The 19,563-nt window shown below is 70.5% G+C and carries 18 protein-coding genes; 14 read left to right on the top strand and 4 right to left on the bottom strand.

Annotated features, from left to right (window positions below; translation table 11 throughout):
• From OG936_RS31835 to OG936_RS31875, 9 genes are all read left to right on the top strand, one after another.
• Positions 1-210: a hypothetical protein gene (locus tag OG936_RS31835; RefSeq protein ID WP_406499399.1), complete on the top strand. Its 210-nt coding sequence runs from the start codon at positions 1-3 to the stop codon at positions 208-210.
• Between the two features lie 762 nt (positions 211-972).
• Positions 973-2,187 (top strand): hypothetical protein, encoded by a 1,215-nt coding sequence (locus tag OG936_RS31840; RefSeq protein ID WP_406499400.1) that lies wholly within the window; start codon positions 973-975, stop codon positions 2,185-2,187.
• Positions 2,188-2,192: 5 nt separating this feature from the next.
• Positions 2,193-2,558 (top strand): hypothetical protein, encoded by a 366-nt coding sequence (locus OG936_RS31845; RefSeq protein ID WP_406499401.1) that lies wholly within the window; start codon positions 2,193-2,195, stop codon positions 2,556-2,558.
• A gap of 47 nt (positions 2,559-2,605) precedes the next feature.
• Positions 2,606-4,156 (top strand): type I 3-dehydroquinate dehydratase, encoded by a 1,551-nt coding sequence (locus OG936_RS31850; RefSeq protein ID WP_406499402.1) that lies wholly within the window; start codon positions 2,606-2,608, stop codon positions 4,154-4,156.
• Entirely contained in the window at positions 4,153-4,572 is a 420-nt protein-coding gene (locus OG936_RS31855; RefSeq protein WP_406499403.1) for a hypothetical protein, read from the top strand. The genes OG936_RS31850 and OG936_RS31855 overlap by 4 nt, the downstream gene beginning before the upstream one ends.
• On the top strand, positions 4,569-4,982 hold the full coding sequence (locus tag OG936_RS31860; RefSeq protein ID WP_406499404.1) for a hypothetical protein: 414 nt from the start codon (positions 4,569-4,571) through the stop codon (positions 4,980-4,982). Before OG936_RS31855 ends, OG936_RS31860 begins: the two co-directional genes overlap by 4 nt.
• Positions 4,979-6,199 carry an acyl-CoA dehydrogenase family protein gene (locus OG936_RS31865; RefSeq protein ID WP_406499405.1) on the top strand — a complete coding sequence of 407 codons (1,221 nt, stop codon included), beginning with the start codon at positions 4,979-4,981 and terminating at the stop codon, positions 6,197-6,199. The genes OG936_RS31860 and OG936_RS31865 overlap by 4 nt, the downstream gene beginning before the upstream one ends.
• A 436-nt stretch (positions 6,200-6,635) precedes the next feature.
• A complete protein-coding gene (locus OG936_RS31870) occupies positions 6,636-6,899 on the top strand; it encodes a hypothetical protein (RefSeq protein ID WP_406499406.1) in 264 nt (87 codons plus the stop codon).
• Between the two features lie 58 nt (positions 6,900-6,957).
• A complete protein-coding gene (locus OG936_RS31875; protein ID WP_406499407.1) occupies positions 6,958-7,470 on the top strand; it encodes a DUF6529 family protein in 513 nt (170 codons plus the stop codon).
• A gap of 184 nt (positions 7,471-7,654) precedes the next feature.
• Here the strand turns inward: OG936_RS31875 and OG936_RS31880 are convergent, their stop codons facing one another.
• Positions 7,655-8,713 carry a sulfite oxidase gene (locus OG936_RS31880; protein WP_406499408.1) on the bottom strand — a complete coding sequence of 353 codons (1,059 nt, stop codon included), beginning with the start codon at positions 8,711-8,713 and terminating at the stop codon, positions 7,655-7,657.
• A gap of 648 nt (positions 8,714-9,361) precedes the next feature.
• Here OG936_RS31880 and OG936_RS31885 point away from each other — a divergent pair.
• The 5 genes from OG936_RS31885 (at position 9,362) to OG936_RS31905 (ending at position 13,687) form a co-directional block, all read left to right on the top strand.
• On the top strand, positions 9,362-11,344 hold the full coding sequence (locus OG936_RS31885) for an ATP-binding protein (RefSeq protein ID WP_406499409.1): 1,983 nt from the start codon (positions 9,362-9,364) through the stop codon (positions 11,342-11,344).
• A 7-nt stretch (positions 11,345-11,351) separates the two neighbouring features.
• Positions 11,352-11,786, top strand: coding sequence for a roadblock/LC7 domain-containing protein (locus OG936_RS31890; protein ID WP_406499410.1), 435 nt, complete (start codon positions 11,352-11,354; stop codon positions 11,784-11,786).
• 2 nt (positions 11,787-11,788) lie between these two features.
• Complete coding sequence (locus OG936_RS31895; RefSeq protein ID WP_266750438.1) at positions 11,789-12,160, top strand: DUF742 domain-containing protein; 372 nt, start codon at positions 11,789-11,791, stop codon at positions 12,158-12,160.
• A 382-nt stretch (positions 12,161-12,542) separates the two neighbouring features.
• Positions 12,543-13,103, top strand: coding sequence for a GTP-binding protein (locus OG936_RS31900; protein WP_406499411.1), 561 nt, complete (start codon positions 12,543-12,545; stop codon positions 13,101-13,103).
• Positions 13,100-13,687 carry a GAF domain-containing protein gene (locus OG936_RS31905; RefSeq protein WP_406499412.1) on the top strand — a complete coding sequence of 196 codons (588 nt, stop codon included), beginning with the start codon at positions 13,100-13,102 and terminating at the stop codon, positions 13,685-13,687. Before OG936_RS31900 ends, OG936_RS31905 begins: the two co-directional genes overlap by 4 nt.
• A 6-nt stretch (positions 13,688-13,693) precedes the next feature.
• Here the strand turns inward: OG936_RS31905 and OG936_RS31910 are convergent, their stop codons facing one another.
• From OG936_RS31910 to OG936_RS31920, 3 genes are all read right to left on the bottom strand, one after another.
• Entirely contained in the window at positions 13,694-15,604 is a 1,911-nt protein-coding gene (locus tag OG936_RS31910) for a DUF2264 domain-containing protein (protein ID WP_406499413.1), read from the bottom strand.
• A 37-nt stretch (positions 15,605-15,641) separates the two neighbouring features.
• Positions 15,642-18,074, bottom strand: coding sequence for a polysaccharide lyase 8 family protein (locus OG936_RS31915; RefSeq protein WP_406499414.1), 2,433 nt, complete (start codon positions 18,072-18,074; stop codon positions 15,642-15,644).
• A 271-nt stretch (positions 18,075-18,345) separates the two neighbouring features.
• Entirely contained in the window at positions 18,346-19,440 is a 1,095-nt protein-coding gene (locus tag OG936_RS31920; RefSeq protein ID WP_406499415.1) for a LacI family DNA-binding transcriptional regulator, read from the bottom strand.
• Positions 19,441-19,563: the final 123 nt, after the last annotated feature.

Genomic DNA, 19,563 nt, shown 5'->3' on the forward strand with positions numbered 1-19,563 from the left:
TTGCGCTTGGTATTCGCCACCACGCTCGCGGCAAGCGGATACATCCACGCCCAGCTCTACATCGACGGATACCGCATCATCCACGTCAACGGCCCGTTGTTCCTGCTGCAGGCCGGCGTCGCCTTCGCAGTTGCCACCGCCGTACCACGACGAGACCAGCCGAGTGCGACCCGACCTCTGCACCTCTGCACCTCTGCACCGGACAGATGAACCAGACGCCGACGCGCCTCCCACAGGGCGGACACCACCCGGCGCGGCGGCACACCCGCGGGCCGACAAGTGGCGGGCCGGCTACGAAGAGGGATGATGGACAGGGATCGTGCGCTTCATGCGCTGGCCGCGTGTCCGTGCGAACGGTAAAATTTTTCAGGAAAGCACACCTGGCTGAATTACTGGGCTCGAAATTTCTTGCACGGGCCACGGGATGCGCGCAGTTTCGGGCTTGCGTGATTTTGTTACCCCGAGACGCGCCTTGACGGTTCGCGACGCCCACACCATGGGTGGTCACGAGCGAGACCGTGCGTGTCGGTCTAAAACCTGAGCGGTTATCGAGGTTTTGTTTTCGATCGAAGGGCGGACACGTCGATCCCAGGGCACCCCTCGAGGTTTAAGTGCGGGCTGCCGCGCTTCGCCACTCCGCCTGTAGGGATAGCCGGGACATTCGATCAGAAACGGGGCCTGCGCATGGGATGGCTCACCTTCGGTTACTTCATATCGTATGTTCCGTACGCCATGCTGGTGAAGGCACTGGCCAGCGGAGTGACTCCGCTGTCGGGGAAGCCGGTCAACGGCTTTGAATTGCTGCCCGCAGCCGTCCTCGGACAGCTCCTGGTGATGCCTGTGTTCGTAGCCCTGTCGGGTTGGTGGCGGCACATGCGACGGGGTGGGATCGGGGGGCGTCGGATTCCAGTGGCGGGTCGGGAGACGTTGGCATCCGGCTTCTTTGCTTCGCTTATTATCGGCGCTACCACGATGAACTACACCTTTTCCGGCGTCTCGATCCTCTTCATGCTGTTGTTGATGCGCGGGGGAGTTCTGGTTGTTTCCCCGTTGGTCGACAAGGCGCGCAAACGGCGGGTGACGGCAACTTCCTGGGTGGGGTTGTGCCTCAGCCTGATCGCGGTTTCAGTGGCACTCGGTGATGTGAACAGCTACCACCTCACGCTGGCTGCCGTGCTGAGCGTCCTGATCTATCTCGTCGGCTACATGGGCCGGTTCGAAATCATGAGCCGGGTGGCCAAGTCGGGAGTTCTCGCAACAGACCGCCGCTTCTTCGTGGAGGAGCATGTCGCCGCACCGGTTTGGCTGGCTCTGCTGCTGGCGGCAGGGGCACTGGCCGGGCAAGCGCAGTTGCGTGCGGGCTTCACCACATTCCTCGGTACCCCTGTCGCGTTGGCGGCGGCGGGCATAGGCGTGGCGTACGAGGTGCTGTTCGTCTTCGCTTCGCTGATCTACCTGGACCGGCGCGAGTACACCTGGGGCGTGCCGGCATGGGCGTTCGCCAGCCTGATGTCCGGTCTGGCCGCCTCCTTCTCGCTGGCGTGGGTGGCCGGGCTCCAAGCTCCGGGGGACGCTCAGCTCCTCGCGCTCGTCTTCGGCGTCGGCGCGGCGGCGGCGCTGTCCTACCCGTCGGCCGTTACCTGGTGGCGGGCACGCGCCACCGGGGCGGCGGTGTGCCGCGTGCTGTTCGTCTGCGGCGGGAACACCTCCCGTTCGCCCATGGCAGAGGTCATCGCGTGGGCCCAGGCCGCAGAGGCGGGAGTCGCGTATGCCTTCCGGTTCTCCAGCGCGGGTGTCGCGACGACGCGGCCTGGGGACTCGATGGCTCCCGGCGCCCTGTCCGCGCTCGCTGAGCTCGGACTGGACCGAGTGCCGGGCCGGGGGAATCCCCAGCTTCACCGAGCACGCCCGGTCACCCCTGAGCTCTGCCGGGACAGCTCCGTCATCTACTGCATGACCCGGGCCCATCGCCATGGGGTGATCGCCGTGGCACCCGAGGCCGAGGGCCGCACCCTGTGTCTGGATCCGCACGGTGACATCCCTAATCCGGAGGGGCAGTCCTCGGAGGTGTACGGCCGGTGCGCCAGGCACATCCAGCGGTCCGTCCGCGTGCGCCTGGGCGAACTCCTTCGCTCCGACCTCTTCGCGGCGCACCGTCGAGCCGCAATACCCGGATGTGGCAGGTGAACGCGGTGATCGGCAGATTCCCGGAGGCGTTGGTGGACGCCGTGTGCGAGGCGTTCGACCGCGGTGATCGGCCCACGCCTGATTACGGCAACCGGCCGCCGTCGCTCGACGACGTCGTCGAACGCCGTGCCCGCGCCGCCAGGTCGGGAGCGCTGTCGGCCAAGGGGGAAGCCGCCGCGGACACCGCCGCCGCACGGGCCCGCTTCCGCGACAACCTGCGCCTCTACGGGCCGCCGACCGCCGGCTACGCGGACGTCCTGCGCCTGTGGCTGGGCATCGACTCCGACCGTCCCATCGCATGCACCCCGGCTGTCATTCGGTTCGTCCTGCCGCGGGCCCCTCTGGAGGAGTACGTCCAATGGAGCGGCTGACGAGCGGGTGCGATGACGCCGTCACGCGGCGGGCTCACATAGTCGCAGTGGTCGCCCGACCTGAGGATCTCACCACGTCCTGCCTGCGCAGCCTCGCAGGGGTGGCCGACGCGCTGGAGGTGCGTGCCGACCTGGTCGGCGACCCCGATCCCCACCGGCTGCGCCGACACTTCACCGGGCCGGTGACCTACAGCCTGCGCTCCCCGCGCCACGGCGGTCGCTCGGCTGCCGGCCCGGTCGAACGCCGCACCCGGCTTCTGCGCGCGGCGGGCCACTATGACGTAGTCGATCTGGAGGCCGTGGACGACCTGGTCCCGGAACTGCTGGCGGGCATCCCCGCCCGGCAGCGGCGCGTCTCCTGGCACCAGCCCGAATCCGTCCGCCCCGAGCGGAGCGCCGACCGCGGGGCCGGCGTGCTGGAGGCAGCCGCTGAGCTGCAGGAGCGGTTCGCCGCGATGGCCACCACTCCTGCGCTGCTGTACCTCCTCGTGCCGCAGTCGGGAACCCAGTACGGGTCGGCCGCGCCGCTGCTGCTCACCGGGCTCGGGCGCTCCGATGTGACGGCGTTCGCGTCCGGTCCGGCCGGCACCTGGACCCGGGTGCTGGCGCCGTGGCTGGGCGCGCCCCTCGCCTTCGGCCGGGCCGGTGGCCCGGGGGCGGACGGAATGCCGAGCGTGGGCCAACTCCTGACTGACTACGGACTGCCCGCGCTGCCACCGATCAGCGCCCTGTTCGGCATTGCCGGCCATGCCCCGGGACGCTCGCCGTCACCCCGGCTGCACAATGCGGCGTTGCGTGAGCTGCAGCTGCCCGCGCTCTACCTGCCCTTCCAGGTGGACACGTTCCCCTGCTTCTGGCACTGGGCCAACGGCTTCGGGGCGCTGGCCCGGCTGCCACTACGCGGGCTGACCGTGACCGCTCCCCACAAGCAGAGCGCGGTCGAAGTGGCCGACATCGTCGGCCCGCAGGCGCTGCGGTGCGGCGCGGCCAACGTTCTGTGGCTCGACGGCGGGCGCTGGCGGGCGGCCACCACCGACTCCGCCGCTGTCCTGCACATCCTTGCCCGGGCCGGGGTCGATCCCAGCGGCCGCAGGGCCGCCGTCATCGGTTGCGGCAGCACCGGGCAGGCCGTCGCGCTGGCCCTGCTCCAGGCCGGAGCCCGGGTGACCCTGGTCAACCGGGGGCATGCGCGCGGCCGGGAAGCCTCCTCACGCCTCGGGGCTCCCTACGTACCGCTCTCCCGGTTCTCCCCGGCAGGACACGCTGTGCTCGTCCACGCCACACCCCTGGCGGAAAGGCAACCGTTTCCGGTTGCCGCCGTCGACCCGGACGCGGCGGTGTTGGAAATGGTCTACCGCGATCCTCCGACCGCGCTCATGAGCGCCACCCGCGCCCGCGGACTGATCGGCATCGACGGCTGGGACATCCTGCTCGTCGAAGTGAGCGAACAATTCCGGCTCTTGACAGGCCATCCGTTCCCCGATGCGCTGCCCCTGCGCTCCCTCTGCTTCAGCCAGGCCGAGCGCGCCGACGTCCACGACCTCACCGAGTCGGGGGAACCGCCCCCGGCGCAACCCACGAGCGGAGAGGGACCATGACGCCCCGGCCGGCCTCCCCCACCGGACCGGCCGCGCCGCGGCCGCCGGACGCCCCCGACGTCTCGGCGCTGCTGGGCGACTGGGTCAACACCGACCAGGGCACTTCGAAGGGCGCCCTACGGCTGAACGTGACGTGGCACGAGAAGGGCCTGTTCGTCAGAGCTTTCGGCACCGGCGGCCCGCAGCCATGCGACTGGGGTGAGGTGTCAGCGGTCGTGTACACCGCGCCAGGAACCCCATCGACCGCCTGGTCGTTCTCGGCGATCTACAACTTCGGCTCGCTGCGCACTGTCCTGTGCGCCTACCACAAGACGGGCATCCTGGTGGCCACCACGAGCAGCATCTTCAGCGATGACGGCGGGGGAGCCGACCACTGGGCCCGCTCGTTCTTCCACAGGGCGGAGGGGCGGGCATGACGGCACGGACGGTCGATCCGACGCCACTGGCCGGTGGCTGGGTCAACTTCGACGCCACCGCCACGGGCATCCACCTGGTCGAAGCCGCGGTCGACGGCAGCCGGCTCATGCTGCGGATCACCGAGCGCGGCGACCCGGACCCGTCACAAGAGGCGCTCGTACCGACCGCAACGCCCGTCACCGGCGTCACCCTGCCCGCCGTCCCGCTGGCCGATGACATGGACGCCCCCGAGGCCGTTGCCTTTCTCGCCGAAGGTCCGCTCGGCTCCCGCCAGGTCGTCCTCTGCGGCTACCTCAATCGCGGCCTGCTGACCATCGATGTCCACACCGTCCATACCGTCGATCCGCAGATACCGAACGTGATGTACCGCGCCCACTTCTACCGTTCGGAAGGGGCCGTCCTCCTATGACCGACGACCTGGGCCACGGTCCGGCCCGCGATCCGGGGGCCGGGGGCGACCGGGCCGTTCTCGACGCCTTGGCGAAGCTGGCCGCGGACAACTTCGCCCCCCGCGCCGAGGAATACGACCGCAGGGCCGCGTTCCCCGCCGAGGACTTCGACGATCTGTTCTCCGGCGGGTTCCTGGCCGCCCCTGTGCCGCGGGAGCACGGCGGCCTGGGTTACGGCCCCCAGCAGCGCAATACCCTGCCCCTGTGGGAGATGACCACCACGCTGGCCAAGGCCGATCTGTCACTGGCCCGCTGCTGGGAGGGGCACGCCAACGCACTCGTCCTCATCGACGCCCTGGCCAGGCCTGAGCAGAAGCGACACTGGTTCGCCGGCGTGGTCGAACACGGAGAGAAATGGGCCGCCTGGAGCGGCGAACCCCAGACCCCCAAGCCGGGCGAGAGCAGTCGCTTCGGCACCATGCTGACACCCGTCCGCAGCGGCTGGACCCTCCGCGGCAGCAAGGCGTTCGCCACCAGCGCCACCGGAGCCCAGTGGGCGATCCTGCTCGTCGATCCGGCCGGCCCCGGCGGAGCCCGGCACAGCCGAGAGGCCCACGGAGAACTCCTGCTGCTCGCCTGCGACCTGTCCGACCCGACGGTGACTGTGGACAGTTCGTGGTGGGACCCGATCGGCATGCGCGCGACGGTCAGCCATGTGGTGCGGTTCCACGACACCTTCGTGCCGCGCGAGCATCTCATCGGCCGCCCCGGCGGCTACTTCGAAGGGCACTGGCAGACCGCTTTCATCCCGCACTACGCTGCCAGCTTCCTCGGCGGCGCTCTGGCCGCGAACGAATACGGGCTCGCGTATCTGATGCGGCAGGGCAAGGGCGATGATCCCCATGTGCAGCAGCGGGTGGGCAGCATGGCGGTCAACATCGACACCGCCCGCCTCTGGTTGCGCTACGTCGCCGGTCTGTGGGACGAAGGCAGGGTCGAGGAGGCGCGGATCGCCGGCAGCCGGGCCTGGCATGTGATCGAGCATCTGGCGGAAGAGACAGTGCACCACGTCATCCGCGCGTGCGGTGCCCGCAGCCTGATCCGCCCGAGCCCCGTGGAGCGGATCCTGCGCGACCTGACCTTCTACGAGCTCCATGACAACGACGACCACGTCCTGGCGACCATCGGGCGGGCCGTACTCGGCGAGCAGCACGACCCGTCGTTCCACAGACCATGACTCCGAACCCTCAAGCCAGGTAAGGGAACACGTCATCGCAGGGTATCCATCGGTGACGATGCATGGACATGCGAGACCAGCGACCTACGAGTGCTTGGGCGCGCAGCCGTCGCGGCTGAGGCCGGGTCGGCGCGCGGGGCACGTATGGCTCGCGACGGCCTGCGCGCCGGTCACCAGGCTGCGGGCGGCGAGCATGGCCGTGTCGGCAGGGGCGAACGGCGGCGCACCTGAAGGTGCACGATCGTCCGCGCCGGGGGCCCGCTTCGAACGCAGCTGCTTCCCCACCCCTCCTTCAGCTGGGTCGGCATGTCGCTCTCATCGGCCGTCCGGCCCAACCGCTCTCCTCGATTCGCGTACCCGCTGGCGCGCCGACTGGACCCGGCAGGGAATCTTCGGACGTACTGGCGAGATCGGCCCGCAATGCCTGGAGAACCTGTTGAGAAACCCTGGCCTCGCGACCGTCTGGGTCGCCGTTGACGCCATGCGTGCCATGGTGCACAACGGTTGCTCCGGCGGCAGAAGGACGACGATCGCCGTGAGCCCGCAGCCCGCACCGGCGGCGGTCGCATCCGCCCGCACCTGTCCTCGCTTTGTCTCGGGGCCGTCGGCGCGAACCGCCGGCACCCCCAGCGCCGCGCTCGGCACCACGTGGTATGCCGTCCAGCTCCAGGGCGGCAAGATCGAGAGCGGGGGCGGCTGATCAGGTGGACAGCCTCGCTCCCCCTGCCAACCACCGACGGCTCCGCGGCGTCCTGTGGATGCTTCTGCCCGTGGCGGTCACGGTCGGCCTCTACTGGTACGGCCGGGTACACACCCCCGCCTACGAGAACAGCCTCTTCGGGCAGCGCGGCGACGACGCCAGAATGCTCAAAGCCCAACTCGGCTCCGCACTGCTGGGTCTGGCGCTGATTCAGCTACTTCTCGCCCTCTGGATGTACGGCCGCCTGCCCGCACTGCGAACCGCACCGCACCGGGTCAACACGACGCACCGCCTCATCGGTCTGACCGCCTTCCTCCTCTCCCTCCCCATCGCTCAGCACTGCATCACCACCTACGGCGTCCAGCTGACCGACACCCGCCTGGCGCTGCACTCGCTCACCGGCTGCTTCCTCTACGGGGCCTTTGTCGCCAAGGTCATCGTGGTCCGCCACCGCCGCTGGCCCAGTTGGGCACTCCCTGTGGCTGGAGGCACCCTCGTCACCGCGATCGCCCTGGTCTGGTACGCCGCCCCCTTCTGGTACCTGAACGGCTTCCAGGCACCCGGCCTGTGAGCAGAGCGCGAAGACGTCTCTCCCGACGGCCAACGGCGGCCCCGTCCGGACCGACAACTGCGGTGTTGGGCGACGCTCTCGCGCAGATCCCCGAAGCTCACCGGCATGGCACCGCAATTCGGGTAGCGGTGAGGTGTCCAGCGGTCTGTGTCAATCGCTGAATCGTTCGAGCGAAGCGTCCGGGTCAGGGACGGCATGTGACGTGCAGGCGAGCCGCGGCGTTGTTGGCGTACCCCCGGGGGTTCCAGACGGTCGCCGGGGACTCGGGCTGTACAGCCGCCGTGGAGTCCCAGGCACGGGCGATGATCTCGGCCTCGCCCGGGGGCAGGGTAAGCGTGGCGCGCCAGTGCTGCCACGTCCAGGGGTTCTCCGGCGGGTCCAGGTCGGCGTGGGCCCAGGTGACGCCGTGGTCGGCGGAGACATCCACGCGTTCCACGGTTCTGTCGTCCCCGGCGAAGGCGAAGCCGGCGACCTCGGTCGGCCCGGACGGCAGCTGGGCGTCCTTGCCGGGCTGCAGGATGGCGCAGTGGATGGCGATCGGGCCGAGGGTGATGCCGTCTGCCTGCCTGGCCTGGTGAGGGTCGGCTTCGGCGGGCAGGATGCTGTATTCGATCTGGAAGTAGTTGTCGGACGGCTCGGCCTGAGCGGTGATGCGCTTGAGCCACTTGACGCTGCGGGCGCCGATCCACCCGGGGACGACCACGCGCAGCGGCGCGCCGTGCGCGGTGGGCAGTGCCTGGTCGTTCATGGCCCAGGCCAGCAACACCTCGCTGGAGGTCGCCTTCGCCACCGGTATCGAGCCGCCGAAGGGCTGCGGTGGCTCGGCCTGCTGTGACACGTCGGCACCGGTGAAGGCGATGTGCGCCGCCTCCGGCTGCACTCCGGCCTCGGCCAGCACATCCGCGAGGCTTGCCCCGCTCCAGCACGCGGTGGAGATGGCTCCGGGGCCCCAGGAGACCTGGCCGGGTATGTCGCGGACCTCGATGAGGTCCGCGCGGCGGTTGCCCGCGCATTGCAGTGTTGCCACCACGCTCCGCTCGGGGAAGCGGCGCCGCAGTTCGTCCATCGACAGCTCAAGTGGGCAATCGACCAGACCGTCTACTCGCAGCCGCCAGCTCTCCGGGTCGATGCGGGGGATGGGCGCGTGGTTGCGGCTGTAGAAGCTGTCCAGGGGAGTGATCTGACTTGCGAGGGCGCCGGGAGGCGTTTCGGCGTTGTACGGCTCCGTCTCGTGTACCAGCATATTGTTCCATTTGCCCGATATGGCCATATAACTACTGTTCATCATGCCGGGCGCTTACGCCAAGCCGCTCACGAGGAACGCAGGCTGGTGGCGGATGGCTGGTTGTTCTGTCCGCAGAGGTTGGTGACAGTGGTCGCGGCTGGGTGATCTTGAATGGGTAAGGGCCTTCCGGGTCCGGCGTGGATTGCGACGTCTCCACCGGACGATCGGACGAGATCGCCGAGGTCGTCGCCTTCCTCGTCCCGCCGAAGGCCGGCTGCGTCACCGGCGCGACCGCCGCCGTCGATGGAGGGCGGAACATTCTGACGGCCCGGCCCGGACCGGCCCGTTCGGTACGACCGGACGGGTCGAGCCGCTCGCTGTGTCGAGGGGTCGCTTCCGTAGGCCGTTCGGGTGTCCGTCGACCAGGTATCAATGCGGCGTAATCGGCCTCTAGTGCGATAGTTCATGCCAGAGCGGGACGGATGGCGGGCAAGTTCGACAACTGCCCATCGCGCCTGCGTGATGGGCGACTACCGTGTGTGCGCGGCGATCAACGGTGGGCTCATGTCTTGTGAGCCTGCCGGACCGATGAACCGAGCCTGACCAGAACCGTAGGTGCCACCGCGGGAACGCCGATTCCTGGTGCGCCACGTACCGAGGACACTGATGTCTCAACTTCGCGCACCCGAAGCGCGACCGGAACGCCGAGAGGGCGGACGGCACGGCCGGCCGGGTGCCCGTTCCCACTCGGCCACGGCCAGGCCGCGCGCTGCCCAACCGTCCCCCGAGGCGCGTATCCGCCCCCAACTTCTGCGCACCGCGGTGCTGCCGGCCGTCGCCGCGGTGCTGAGCGGAGCCGCAGCGGTCATCTTCACCGTCCGCTCCACCGGAGCCCGGCCGTCCAGTGAACTGTGGATCGGGCTGGGCGGGGCCGGTGCGCTGGCCCTCGCCGCCGTGCTGGCCGCGTATCTCGCGGCCAACCGCGTCGCCACCACCGTCTTCGGCCGCTGTCTGGCGCTTCGCCGCGCCAGCGTCCACGGCCAGGCCGAACTGCAACGGGTGGTGGAACAGCTCCGCAACGGCGAGTCCGTGCCCGCGCGGCGGCCCGCGCGGCCCGTTGTTCCCGGCAGCGACGCCTTCGAACTGCTCGGGCAGGAACTCAGCCGCCAGCAGGAAGTCGCCGTGGCCGCGATCGTGCAGGCGTCCCGGCTCCCCGGCCACACCGGGGAGGACCAGAAGGTCGAAGTCTTCGTCAACCTCGCCCGCCGGCTCCAGTCGCTCGTCCACCGCGAGATCCAACTGCTCGACGAGCTGGAGCACAAGGTCGAGGACCCGGATCTGCTCAAGGGCCTCTTCCACGTCGACCACCTCGCCACCCGCATTCGCAGACACGCGGAGAATCTCGCCGTCCTCGGTGGCGCAGTCTCCAGGCGGCAGTGGAGCAATCCGGTCACCATGACCGAGGTCCTGCGCTCGGCGATCGCCGAGGTCGAGCAGTACCCACGGGTCAAACTGGTACCGCCGATCGACGGCACACTGCGCGGACACGCCGTCGCCGATGTGATCCATCTGCTGGCCGAACTGGTCGAGAACGCCACGGTGTTCTCGGCCCCGCACACCCAAGTGCTGCTGCGCGCCCAGCAGGTCACCGCCGGGCTGGCCCTGGAGGTCGAGGACCGGGGCCTCGGCATGCCGGGCAACGAGCAGAGGCGGATGAACGCCCTGCTCGCCGACCCCGACCAGGTCAACGTGGCCCATCTGCTCCAGGACGGCCGGATCGGCCTGTTCGTCGTCGCGTCACTGGCCCGGCGGCACGGCATCGCCGTCCAGCTGCAGAGCAACATCTACGGCGGTACGCAGGCCGTACTCGTCCTCCCCCAGTCCCTCCTGGGCCTGGACGGTGACGTTCCCGCCGGAGGCGACGCTACCCCGGTCCCGCCCCCCGGTCCCGTGCATCGGCCACCGGCCGAGGACGCCACCGGCGGCCACCGCAGGCCCAATCCGGACCGGGGCCTCGGTCCCGGACCCGACCGGGGCCCCGCCCCGAGTCCGCAGCCGAGCACCAACCGCCAGCCCTACGTCCCCAGCCAGCCGCTGCACCTGCATCAGCCGGCCCAGCAGACGGGACGCCAGGGCGAAGCCCCACCGCTCCCCCTGCGCGCGGAGCGCCTCGACCGCTCCGCCCCCGCCGAGGCCGGTCCCGGGAACCGGGGCACCGGCGACGCACCCGCGGCGCTTCACCCCGAGACGCTTCATCCCGAGCCCGGCGTGGTGCGCGCCACCATGGGCCGGCCCCAACTCCCGCGGCGGGCCAACCAGGAGCACCTCGTCCCACAGCTCAGGGAGGCACCGGCCCCACGCAGCGAGGACGAACAGGCCCTGCACGACCCGGGGCTCATGGCGGCCTTCCGGCGCGGCATCGAACTCGCGGAGGCCCGTGCCGAATCCGAGGCGGACACCGCCCAGGCGGCGGGCACGAGCCCGGGAACGGCGTCCGCCCCGCAGGCCCGGAAGCCCCAGGCCCCGCTCGAACCGCTGCCGGTACGCGGACTCACGGCAACCGCCGCCGCGCACACCCAGGCCCCGGCCCCGGACACGAACGCGGGCGAGACCACCGACCTCCTCGAATCGAACACCTCCAAGGAGTAGATGCACCATGTCGACCGATATGTCGTCCGGTCGGGTCTCGGACCTCGACTGGCTGCTGAGCGGACTGGTCCAGCGCGTCCCGTACACACGCAGCGCAGTCCTTCTCTCCGCCGACGGGCTGGTGAAATCCCTCCACGGTATGGACGCCGACAGCGCCGACCACATGGCCGCGCTGGCCGCCGGCCTGTACTCGCTCGGCCGCAGCGCCGGCGCGCGCTTCGGTGACAGCGGCGACGTACGCCAGGTGGTCGTCGAGCTCGACACGACGCTGCTGTTCGTCTCCACCGCGGGCTCGGGCACCTGCCTCGCCGTCCTCGCCGGCCGTGAGGCGGACGCGGCGGTGCTGGGCTACGAGATGACGATGCTGGTCAAGAGCGTCCGGCCCTACCTGATGACTCCGGCAAGACAGGCGGCCGGGGCCCCGAGCACCACGGGGCTGTGAGGGTGTCGGTTCCGCAGGACGCGCCGCTGCTCGACGACGCGGCCGGCCGGCTCATCCGCCCGTACACCGTGAGCAACGGCCGGACCCGTCCGACGGCCGTGCTCGATCTGCTCTCCCTGGTGATGGCCACGGGGACCGAGCCACAGGTCCATCTCGGTCCCGAGCACTCCGTCGCGCTGGGGCTGTGCGGCGGCCCCACCTCGGTGGCCGAGATCGCCGCCCATCTGCGGTTGCCGGCAGTCGTCACCAAGGTGCTCGTCTCCGACCTGGTGGACTGCGGAGCAGTCACCGCGCACGCGCCCGCCTTCCATGACATGCCCACCGACCGATCTCTGCTGGAGGCAGTGCTCGATGGCTTACGACGACAGCTCTGACGGCTTCGGCAGCCCAGCCGCGTACGAGAACAGCGCACGCCACGAAGGCTTCGGAAGTCTCGGAAGCCATGGAGAGCGTGGAGACCCTGGAAGCCGTGGAAGCCATGGAAGCCAGGAGAGCCATGAAGACCGCGGCTATCCGGAAGGCCTTGGCGGCTCCGGCGGTGCGTATGGCTCCGGCGGTGCGTATGGCTCCGGCGGTGCGTACGGCTCCGGCGGTGCGTACGGCTCCGATAATTCCTATGGCTCCGATAGCTCCTATGCCTCGGATGGTTCTCATGATGCCGACGGTTCCTACGGATCCGGCGGGTCCTATGACGTCGGCGGCGGCTACGACTCCGCCGGGCCCGATGCCTCAGAAGGCTTTCCCGTCGCGCTCAAGGTGCTGGTGGCAGGCGGGTTCGGCGTCGGCAAGACGACCTTCGTCGGCGCGGTCAGCGAAATCGCGCCGCTCAGCACCGAAGAGCTGCTGACCCAGGTCAGCGCCGCGACTGACAGCCTCGACGGCATCGAGTCCAAGACGTCCACCACCGTGGCGATGGACTTCGGCCGCATCACCCTCGACGAGCAGCACGTTCTCTATCTGTTCGGCACCCCCGGCCAGGAACGCTTCTGGTTCATGTGGGACGAGCTCTCCCAGGGCGCGCTGGGAGCGGTCGTGATCGCCGACACCCGCAGGCTCGCGGAGTGCTTCGCCGCCGTCGACTTCTTCGAGCGGCGCGGTATCGGTTTCATCGTCGCGGTGAATGAGTTCGACGGCGCCTACCGCTACGCCCCGGAGGAGGTACGGGCCGCACTCGATCTGGGACCGGACGTGCCGGTCGTGCTCTGCGACGCCCGGATCGCCAGCTCCGGTACCGGGGCCCTGGTCACCCTGGTTCAGCACCTGATCAACGTCACCTCCGCCCCGGCCCCGCTGACCGCCCTCGGATCCCACACGTGACCGGGCACGCCGCTGGCCGGCTGCTGCTCACGCCCGTCGACCGGGACGCCCTCGTCCGTACCCAACGGCTGCGGACCCTGGGTCTGGGGGAACGCGCCGATGCCTCGTTCGACAACTTCGACGCCTTCGCCGACCGGGTCGCCGAAGTGACCGACGTGCCCTTCTCGATGGTCAACTTCATCGACGGGAACCGGCAGTTCTTCGCCGGTCTGCACACCCCGGCCGGCACGCCCAGGGGATCCCACCTGGGCGCCACGGCCGCGGGCAGCGGCCGCGCCGGCCGCTACGTGGCCCTCGACCGCGGCTACTGCCCGCATGTCGTCGTACGGCGCAAGGCGCTCGTCCTGGAGGACGTCTGCGACTACCCGCGGTTCGCCGGGAATCCGGTGGTCGACGACATAGGCATCCGCTCCTATCTCGGCGCGCCCCTCATCGACCGCACGGGCGTCGCCCTGGGCGCCGTCTGCGCGGTCGACACCGTGCCCCGCCCATGGGGCAGGGCGGGGCTCGACACGATCAAGTCCCTGGCGCGGGAACTGGTCGGGCACATCGACCGGCGGGAGGGGAACAGCATCGGCGGCTGACCGCGGTCAGACCTCGACCGTCGTACCGTCCAGGAACGTCAGCACCACCGACTCCGATCCCGCCCGCACCCGCACCGAGTCGCGCAACGCCGCCGGATGCACGGTGTCCCGGGAGAGGGCGACCAGCGAGACATGGACGCTCCGCCCGCCCGGGTGCGGTCGGCTGCGCAGATACGGGATCGCGGAGCGCGGCCCGTACGCGTTGGACTGGACGTCACGCGCCACAGCGGCCCCTTCGGGACCACCGTCCCAGCCGTGCAGCGCGACCAGGGCGCTGCTCAGACCGTCGGCGGTACGGGCCAGCGCCCAGCCGGGACCCGACAGGGCGAACGGACTCTCCGTGTGAGCGACCGCGTGACCGCCCTCCCGCACCACCGCACCCTCGGGCGCCTCGACCCGGTGCACCCGGATCTCCCACGGGCCGTGCAGCACACTCGTCGTCTCGATCCGGTACGGATGATCGTCGCCGGGCAGCCGGGCCGCGTACCAGGAGGAGGCCACGCGGTCCTCGCAGCGCAGCGGATGGATCCGGCGGCGCAGCGACGGCGTGCCGTCCGGGGCCACGAGTGCCAGATGGCCGTCGATGGAGCGTGCCACGGCATGCGGAGCGGATTCGGGGGCCGTCGCCGTCGAGTAGGCCAACTTCGCGTAGTGCGGGTCCTCCGTGCCCTCGGACGGGTCGGCCGTCTCGTCGTACGGCGGATTGTGGTCGCTGCCGTGATTGATCAGCCGCACGATGCCGTCGTCACGGGTGCCGTGCAGCAGCCAGCCGGGGGCCGGCAGCGCGGTGTACCGGTCGGACTTCTCGATGGGCAGCGGGAGTTCGCGCGCCGTCCACACCGGATGGTCCGCCGGGAGCAGCAGCCCGAGGAAACCCTTGCTCGCCCAGTACGGCGAGGCGGGACCGGAGTACGGCTGGGTGCTCGGCAGGAACGTGTCGTACCAGCCCAGTGTCAGCAGCCCCCGCTCGTCGGGCACACCGCGCTCCGCGAAGTGCCGCATCGTGCCCGAGGCGAGCCGGCGCGTCAGCCCCGGTGCGAGCGGGGTGCAGTCGGCCAGTGCCCCCATCCACACCGGTGCGAGCGCGGCGAACCGGTACGTCAGTGAGCGGCCCTGATGGACCGGTGCCCCGTCGGAGCCGAAGAAGTGCGGATAGTCCTCCAGGAACCGGCTGAGCCGCTCCCGGTAGACCTCGGTGCGGCCGCCGTCGTCGGGGCCCGCGATCCGGGACCACAGCAGCGGGTACAGATGCATGGCCCAGCCGATGTAGTAGTCGAAGTTCCGGCCGTCCCCGTCGGTGTACCAGCCGTCGCCGACGTACCAGTCCTCGATCCTGTCCAGATTGCTCTCGATGTCGGAGCGGCTGTACGGGGCGCCGACCGAGGCGAGGAACTGCTCGGACACCACCTGGAAGAGCCGCCAGTTGTTGTCCCAGGTACGCCCGCCGACGAACCCGGAGAACCAGTCGACGACCCGCTCCTGCACCCGGGCGTCCAGCCGGTCCCAGATCCACGGCCGGGTCTCGTGCAGCGCGACCGCGACCGAGGCCGCCTCCACCATCTGCTGCGAACAGTCCGTCAGCCGCGGCCACGCCTCACCGCTGCCGGGATCCGTGCCCGCGGCCAGGCCCGCCGTGTACCGCTCGATCAGTGCGGGGTCGACCGCCCCGCCCGCGCCCGCTATCCGGCAGGCGGCGAGCAGGAACGACCGCGCGAACCCTTCGAGACCGTCCGAGACGACACCCGACCAGCTGGTGCGGCCCGGCAGCCGGTACTGCGCGAAGCCGGGTGTCGCGTACGGCACCAGTGCGTCCAGCATCCGGTCGGCCGTCGCCTCCCAGTGGGCCCGGGTCCAGCCGGTACGGGACGACAGGAGCCGGTCGGGCGGCGGCAGTTGCAGATGCGGTGTGACGGACATGGTGGTGCTGCTCCTCGGAGGGGGTGCGGAGTGTGGGTTACTGGATGAGTTCGGCTCGGTGGGTGTGGCCGCGGGAGCCGCCGACGGTGACGGTGAGGACGGGCCTTCGGCCCGGGACGAGGCTCACCGTGTCATCGGCGTCCGCGACGGACCGTACGTGGAAAGGCAGCTCGACCGAGAGCGTGGTGAGCGTCCGGCCCGGGTCGGCGACCGCGACGCTCACGCGCGCGCCGTGGCGCCGTACGAGCACCGACGCGGGGCCCGATGCGGTGATCCCGGCCGCTGTTCCGGCGCCCCAGAAGTTCACCGCGGTCAGTCCGGCCCGGCGTACCTCCACGGCCTGCGCGGTGGTGTCGTTGGCGACGATCCGGACCGGCCGGGACCGCGACCAGGCGGCGGTCGCCGCCGCCGACGCGCCGGGCAGCAGCACGTAGGCGTAGTGGGCGTCGGTGGGGGAGGAGCCGTGGTCCACCCAGAGCGTCAGATAGCGGCGGCTGACCGGATCGGCGCTGCCGCCCGTGTCCGACCCGGAGTTGATGTCCCGCCAGGTGCCGGTGCGCTGTTCACGCAGGGCGTGCAGGGTGGTCCCGCCAGGGAAAATATAGCCGCCCACGCCGTCCGTGTGCGCCCACCGGGCTCCGTCGAACTCATGGGTCCAGCCCTGGTCGACGGGCTGCCGGACGCCGTCGATCAGCAGCCGGTGCCCGCCGTCGGCGCCCAGGTTCCGGTTCTCCACGATCGTCTCGACCCGGCGGCCGTCGCTCGCCGTGATGCCGGCACCGAGCGCGATCACCGCATTGTCCAGCAGGAACCACGACTTCCTGGCCCGCAGGGTGGTGCCCTGCGCACCGATCACCTCCATCGCGGCCGCCACGTACCTGCCGTCCAGCACGGCACCGCCCGCGACGGCATTGGACGGACAGTAGGTGGACGTGCCCGCGCTCGTGCCGAGATCGGTGCGCTGCCGGGTGTCGACCGTGGTGCCGGGGAGCCGGTACGGATCGACGGTCGGCCAGAAGCCGTCGTTGTACTGCCGCAGATCGTCGCCGTCGTACAGATACGTCATGCCGTCGCCGGTGTACCAGCCGTGCAGGTTCTCGCCGTTGCCCGCCTCGTACGCCGAGATCCGCTTCGACGACAGCGACAGCGCGCAGGCCCAGCCGGGGCGGCGGTGCACGACGCGGTCCATGTCGGCGAAGACGAGACTGCCGGTCGTACGCGCCTCGGCGGGGACGGTCCTGTCGTTCAGGACGGACTTGGCCAGGGCGAGTTGGGGCAGGCTCGCGAAAGTCTCGAAGGGGGTGGTGCGGTTGCGGGTCAGCCAGCCCTTGACCAGTGCCCGCCAGCGCTTCGCGTACTCGGCGGGTGCACCGGACGCGAGGAGCAGGATCGCCGCGACGGCCGCCGCGCCGTCGCGGTGGTCACCGGCGGCTTGCCGGGAGATCGCCCGGCCGCGCACCGAGTCCATCATCAGTCCGTCGAAGATCACCGGGGTGAAGGTCCGTTCGACGGCCTCGTACACCACCGACACCTCCGGGTCGGCCACCGCCCACTCGGACCCCGCCAGCAGCGCCAGCAGGTAGGCGGTGCCGCTGAGCAGCACGACGCCGTACGTACCGGTGTAGGCGACCACATCGTGCTGGACGAACGACCCGTCCCGGTAGAAGCCGTCACCCGACGTCGCGTACCGGAAAAGGCTGTTGCGGCCCAAGTCGCGTACGTCGGAGAGCGCGTCACGGGCCGAGACCAGCTTGGCGGCGTCCCGCCCCAGCAGTCCGCGCAGCGCCACGATGACGGCCTTGTCGGTGCGGTTCGCGCCGGTCTCGGACAATCTGGGGGAGTTGGTACGGCGGTCCGCGTCCGGGCAGAACCGGTCGACGACAGCGAGATAGTCCGTCAGATCGGCTGCGGGCAGCCGGTCGCGCAGGAGGACGGCGCAGTCCATCAGCGCACGCGGGGCGCCGATTTCCCAGAACCACCAGTTGCCCGTCTCGGGCTTGGCCGGGTTGTACGCGATGTCGTGGCTGAAGCGCAGCGCGGCGACGAGGGCGTCCGCCACCTGGATGCTGCCGGTGAGGGAGGTGCCCTCGGTGGCCCAGGCGGTCGCGAGGGTGCGCAGCCGCGTGTAGCTCTGGCCGAAGTTGCCCGGGTCGGTGAGGGGCGCGAGGTCCGGCCAGAGCGCGGTGCGTCCGGCGCCGCGGTCGAGGGTGTCCCACAGACCGGTGGCCGTGGCGTCCAGTGCCGCGACCGCGGCCGTGAAGTCGGTGTCGGCGGGGTCGAACCCGCCGCCGGTGAGAAGCGTTTGGGCCCGCTGGAGCAGCGTGTCGAAGTCGGCGGTGGCCGCGGCGCCCGCCGATGCGGCCGCGACCGGACGGGCCTGCGCGCCGCCGGCCGATGTCAGGAGTGTTGTCGTGGCCGTGACAGCGGTGGCGCTGCTCGCCGCGAGGAGGGTTCTTCTGCTGAGGTTCACGGTGAACTCCCTTTCGTCGTGGTCAGTCGGTCAGCACGGACGGGTCGACGGGCGGCTTCGGCAGGTTCAGCGCGGCCGGCTCGGCCCTGGCCGTGGCATCGATGGGCAGACGCATGCGGAACTCTCCCTGCGGAAACGAGTGAGGGGCGGAAGCGTGCGGAACGGTGCTGCTCGGCGTCAGCATGTAAGCGGTTGCTATCGACCCGCAAGAGGAGTCGGGAAGTTACTGTGATTTTCTATGGCCAACTGTGGACAGGCGGGAAGTAACCGGTCACATACGGGTGGGGCGTCCCGGCCGTGGCGCAACGGAATCGCGTACCACGATGTGCGTACCGAGCCGCAGCGCACCCGTCGTCGGCTCGCGCCAGTCGTCCTCGTCGCCGCCGGTCACGGCGAGCCGTACCGCCTGGCGCCCCATCTCCTCCAGCGGCACATGGACGGTGGTCAGCCGAGGCCGCAGCTCCTGGGCCACCGGGATGTCGTCGTACCCCACCAGGGACACGTCCTTCGGTATCTGCACCCCGGCCTCCTCCAGGGCCTGCGCAGCGCCCGCCGCGACCATGTCGTTGGCGGCGAAGACCGCGGTGAAGACCGGTCCGTCCCGCAGTAGTTCCACCATCCGCCGGTATCCGAAGCTGCGGCTGAAGGCGCCGGACTGGACCAGCTCGGGGGCCGGGGCGATACCGCGCAGCCGCAGGGCTCGTTGATGCCCGGCCAGCCGGTCGCGGGTGGTGGAGAGCTTGGGCGGGCCGCCGAGATAGAGGATCCGCTCGTGCCCCTGCATCAGCAGGTGGTCGGTGATGGCGAAGGCGCCGCCCTCGTTGTCGTACTCGACCGCGACGGTCGGGGCCTGTTCGCCCAGCGGTGGCCTGCCGCACAGCACGAGTTTCGATCCGCCCGCGTCCAGCTCGCGCGCCCTGCGGGCCAGTTCGCTGGTATAGCCGCGGTCCGCGAGGGAGCCGCCGACCACGATCACCGCGTCCGCCCTGCGCTCGTGCATCAGATCGATGAACGCCAGCTCGCGCTGCGGGTCGCCCTGGGTGCAGCAGACCAGGCAGAGCCGGCCGCCCAGCGCCGCCTCCCGCTCCACGCCGCGCGCGATGTACGCGTAGAACGGGTCGATGACCTCATTGACGATGATGCCGACGGTGCGGTTGGAGACGCCGGCCAGCGCACGGGCGTGGGCGTTGACGACATAGCCGAGCTCGCGCATCGCGCACTCGACACGCTCCCGGGTCGCCTCGGCGACCGGGTAGTTGCGGTTCAGTACGCGGGAGACCGTGGCCGTGGAGACGCCCGCGCGCCGCGCGACATCGGTGACCGTCGCGCGCCGTTGTCCATCCGCGGCCGTGCTCTGCCGGCGCATCCGGCTCACCCCCTGGTGGCTGTTGTGTGACGCCGAGCCTAGTGCCCCTCCCGGCAGGCTCTGCCCCGTCGCGCCGCCCATCACGCACGCTCGCCGTGTTGGCCAAGAGCCCTGGTGGCTCGG

It is taken from the genome of Streptomyces sp. NBC_00846 (assembly GCF_045207325.1).
Taxonomy (GTDB): domain Bacteria; phylum Actinomycetota; class Actinomycetes; order Streptomycetales; family Streptomycetaceae; genus Streptomyces.

Coding starts and splice junctions, on each gene's coding strand:
- OG936_RS31840 (WP_406499400.1), top strand. CDS start 973: ATGAACTACACCTTTTCCGGCGTCTCGATCCTCTTCATGCTGTTGTTG.
- OG936_RS31855 (WP_406499403.1), top strand. CDS start 4,153: ATGACGCCCCGGCCGGCCTCCCCCACCGGACCGGCCGCGCCGCGGCCG.
- OG936_RS31860 (WP_406499404.1), top strand. CDS start 4,569: ATGACGGCACGGACGGTCGATCCGACGCCACTGGCCGGTGGCTGGGTC.
- OG936_RS31865 (WP_406499405.1), top strand. CDS start 4,979: ATGACCGACGACCTGGGCCACGGTCCGGCCCGCGATCCGGGGGCCGGG.
- OG936_RS31875 (WP_406499407.1), top strand. CDS start 6,958: ATGCTTCTGCCCGTGGCGGTCACGGTCGGCCTCTACTGGTACGGCCGG.
- OG936_RS31880 (WP_406499408.1), bottom strand. CDS start 8,713: ATGCTGGTACACGAGACGGAGCCGTACAACGCCGAAACGCCTCCCGGC.
- OG936_RS31885 (WP_406499409.1), top strand. CDS start 9,362: ATGTCTCAACTTCGCGCACCCGAAGCGCGACCGGAACGCCGAGAGGGC.
- OG936_RS31890 (WP_406499410.1), top strand. CDS start 11,352: ATGTCGACCGATATGTCGTCCGGTCGGGTCTCGGACCTCGACTGGCTG.
- OG936_RS31910 (WP_406499413.1), bottom strand. CDS start 15,604: ATGTCCGTCACACCGCATCTGCAACTGCCGCCGCCCGACCGGCTCCTG.
- OG936_RS31920 (WP_406499415.1), bottom strand. CDS start 19,440: ATGCGCCGGCAGAGCACGGCCGCGGATGGACAACGGCGCGCGACGGTC.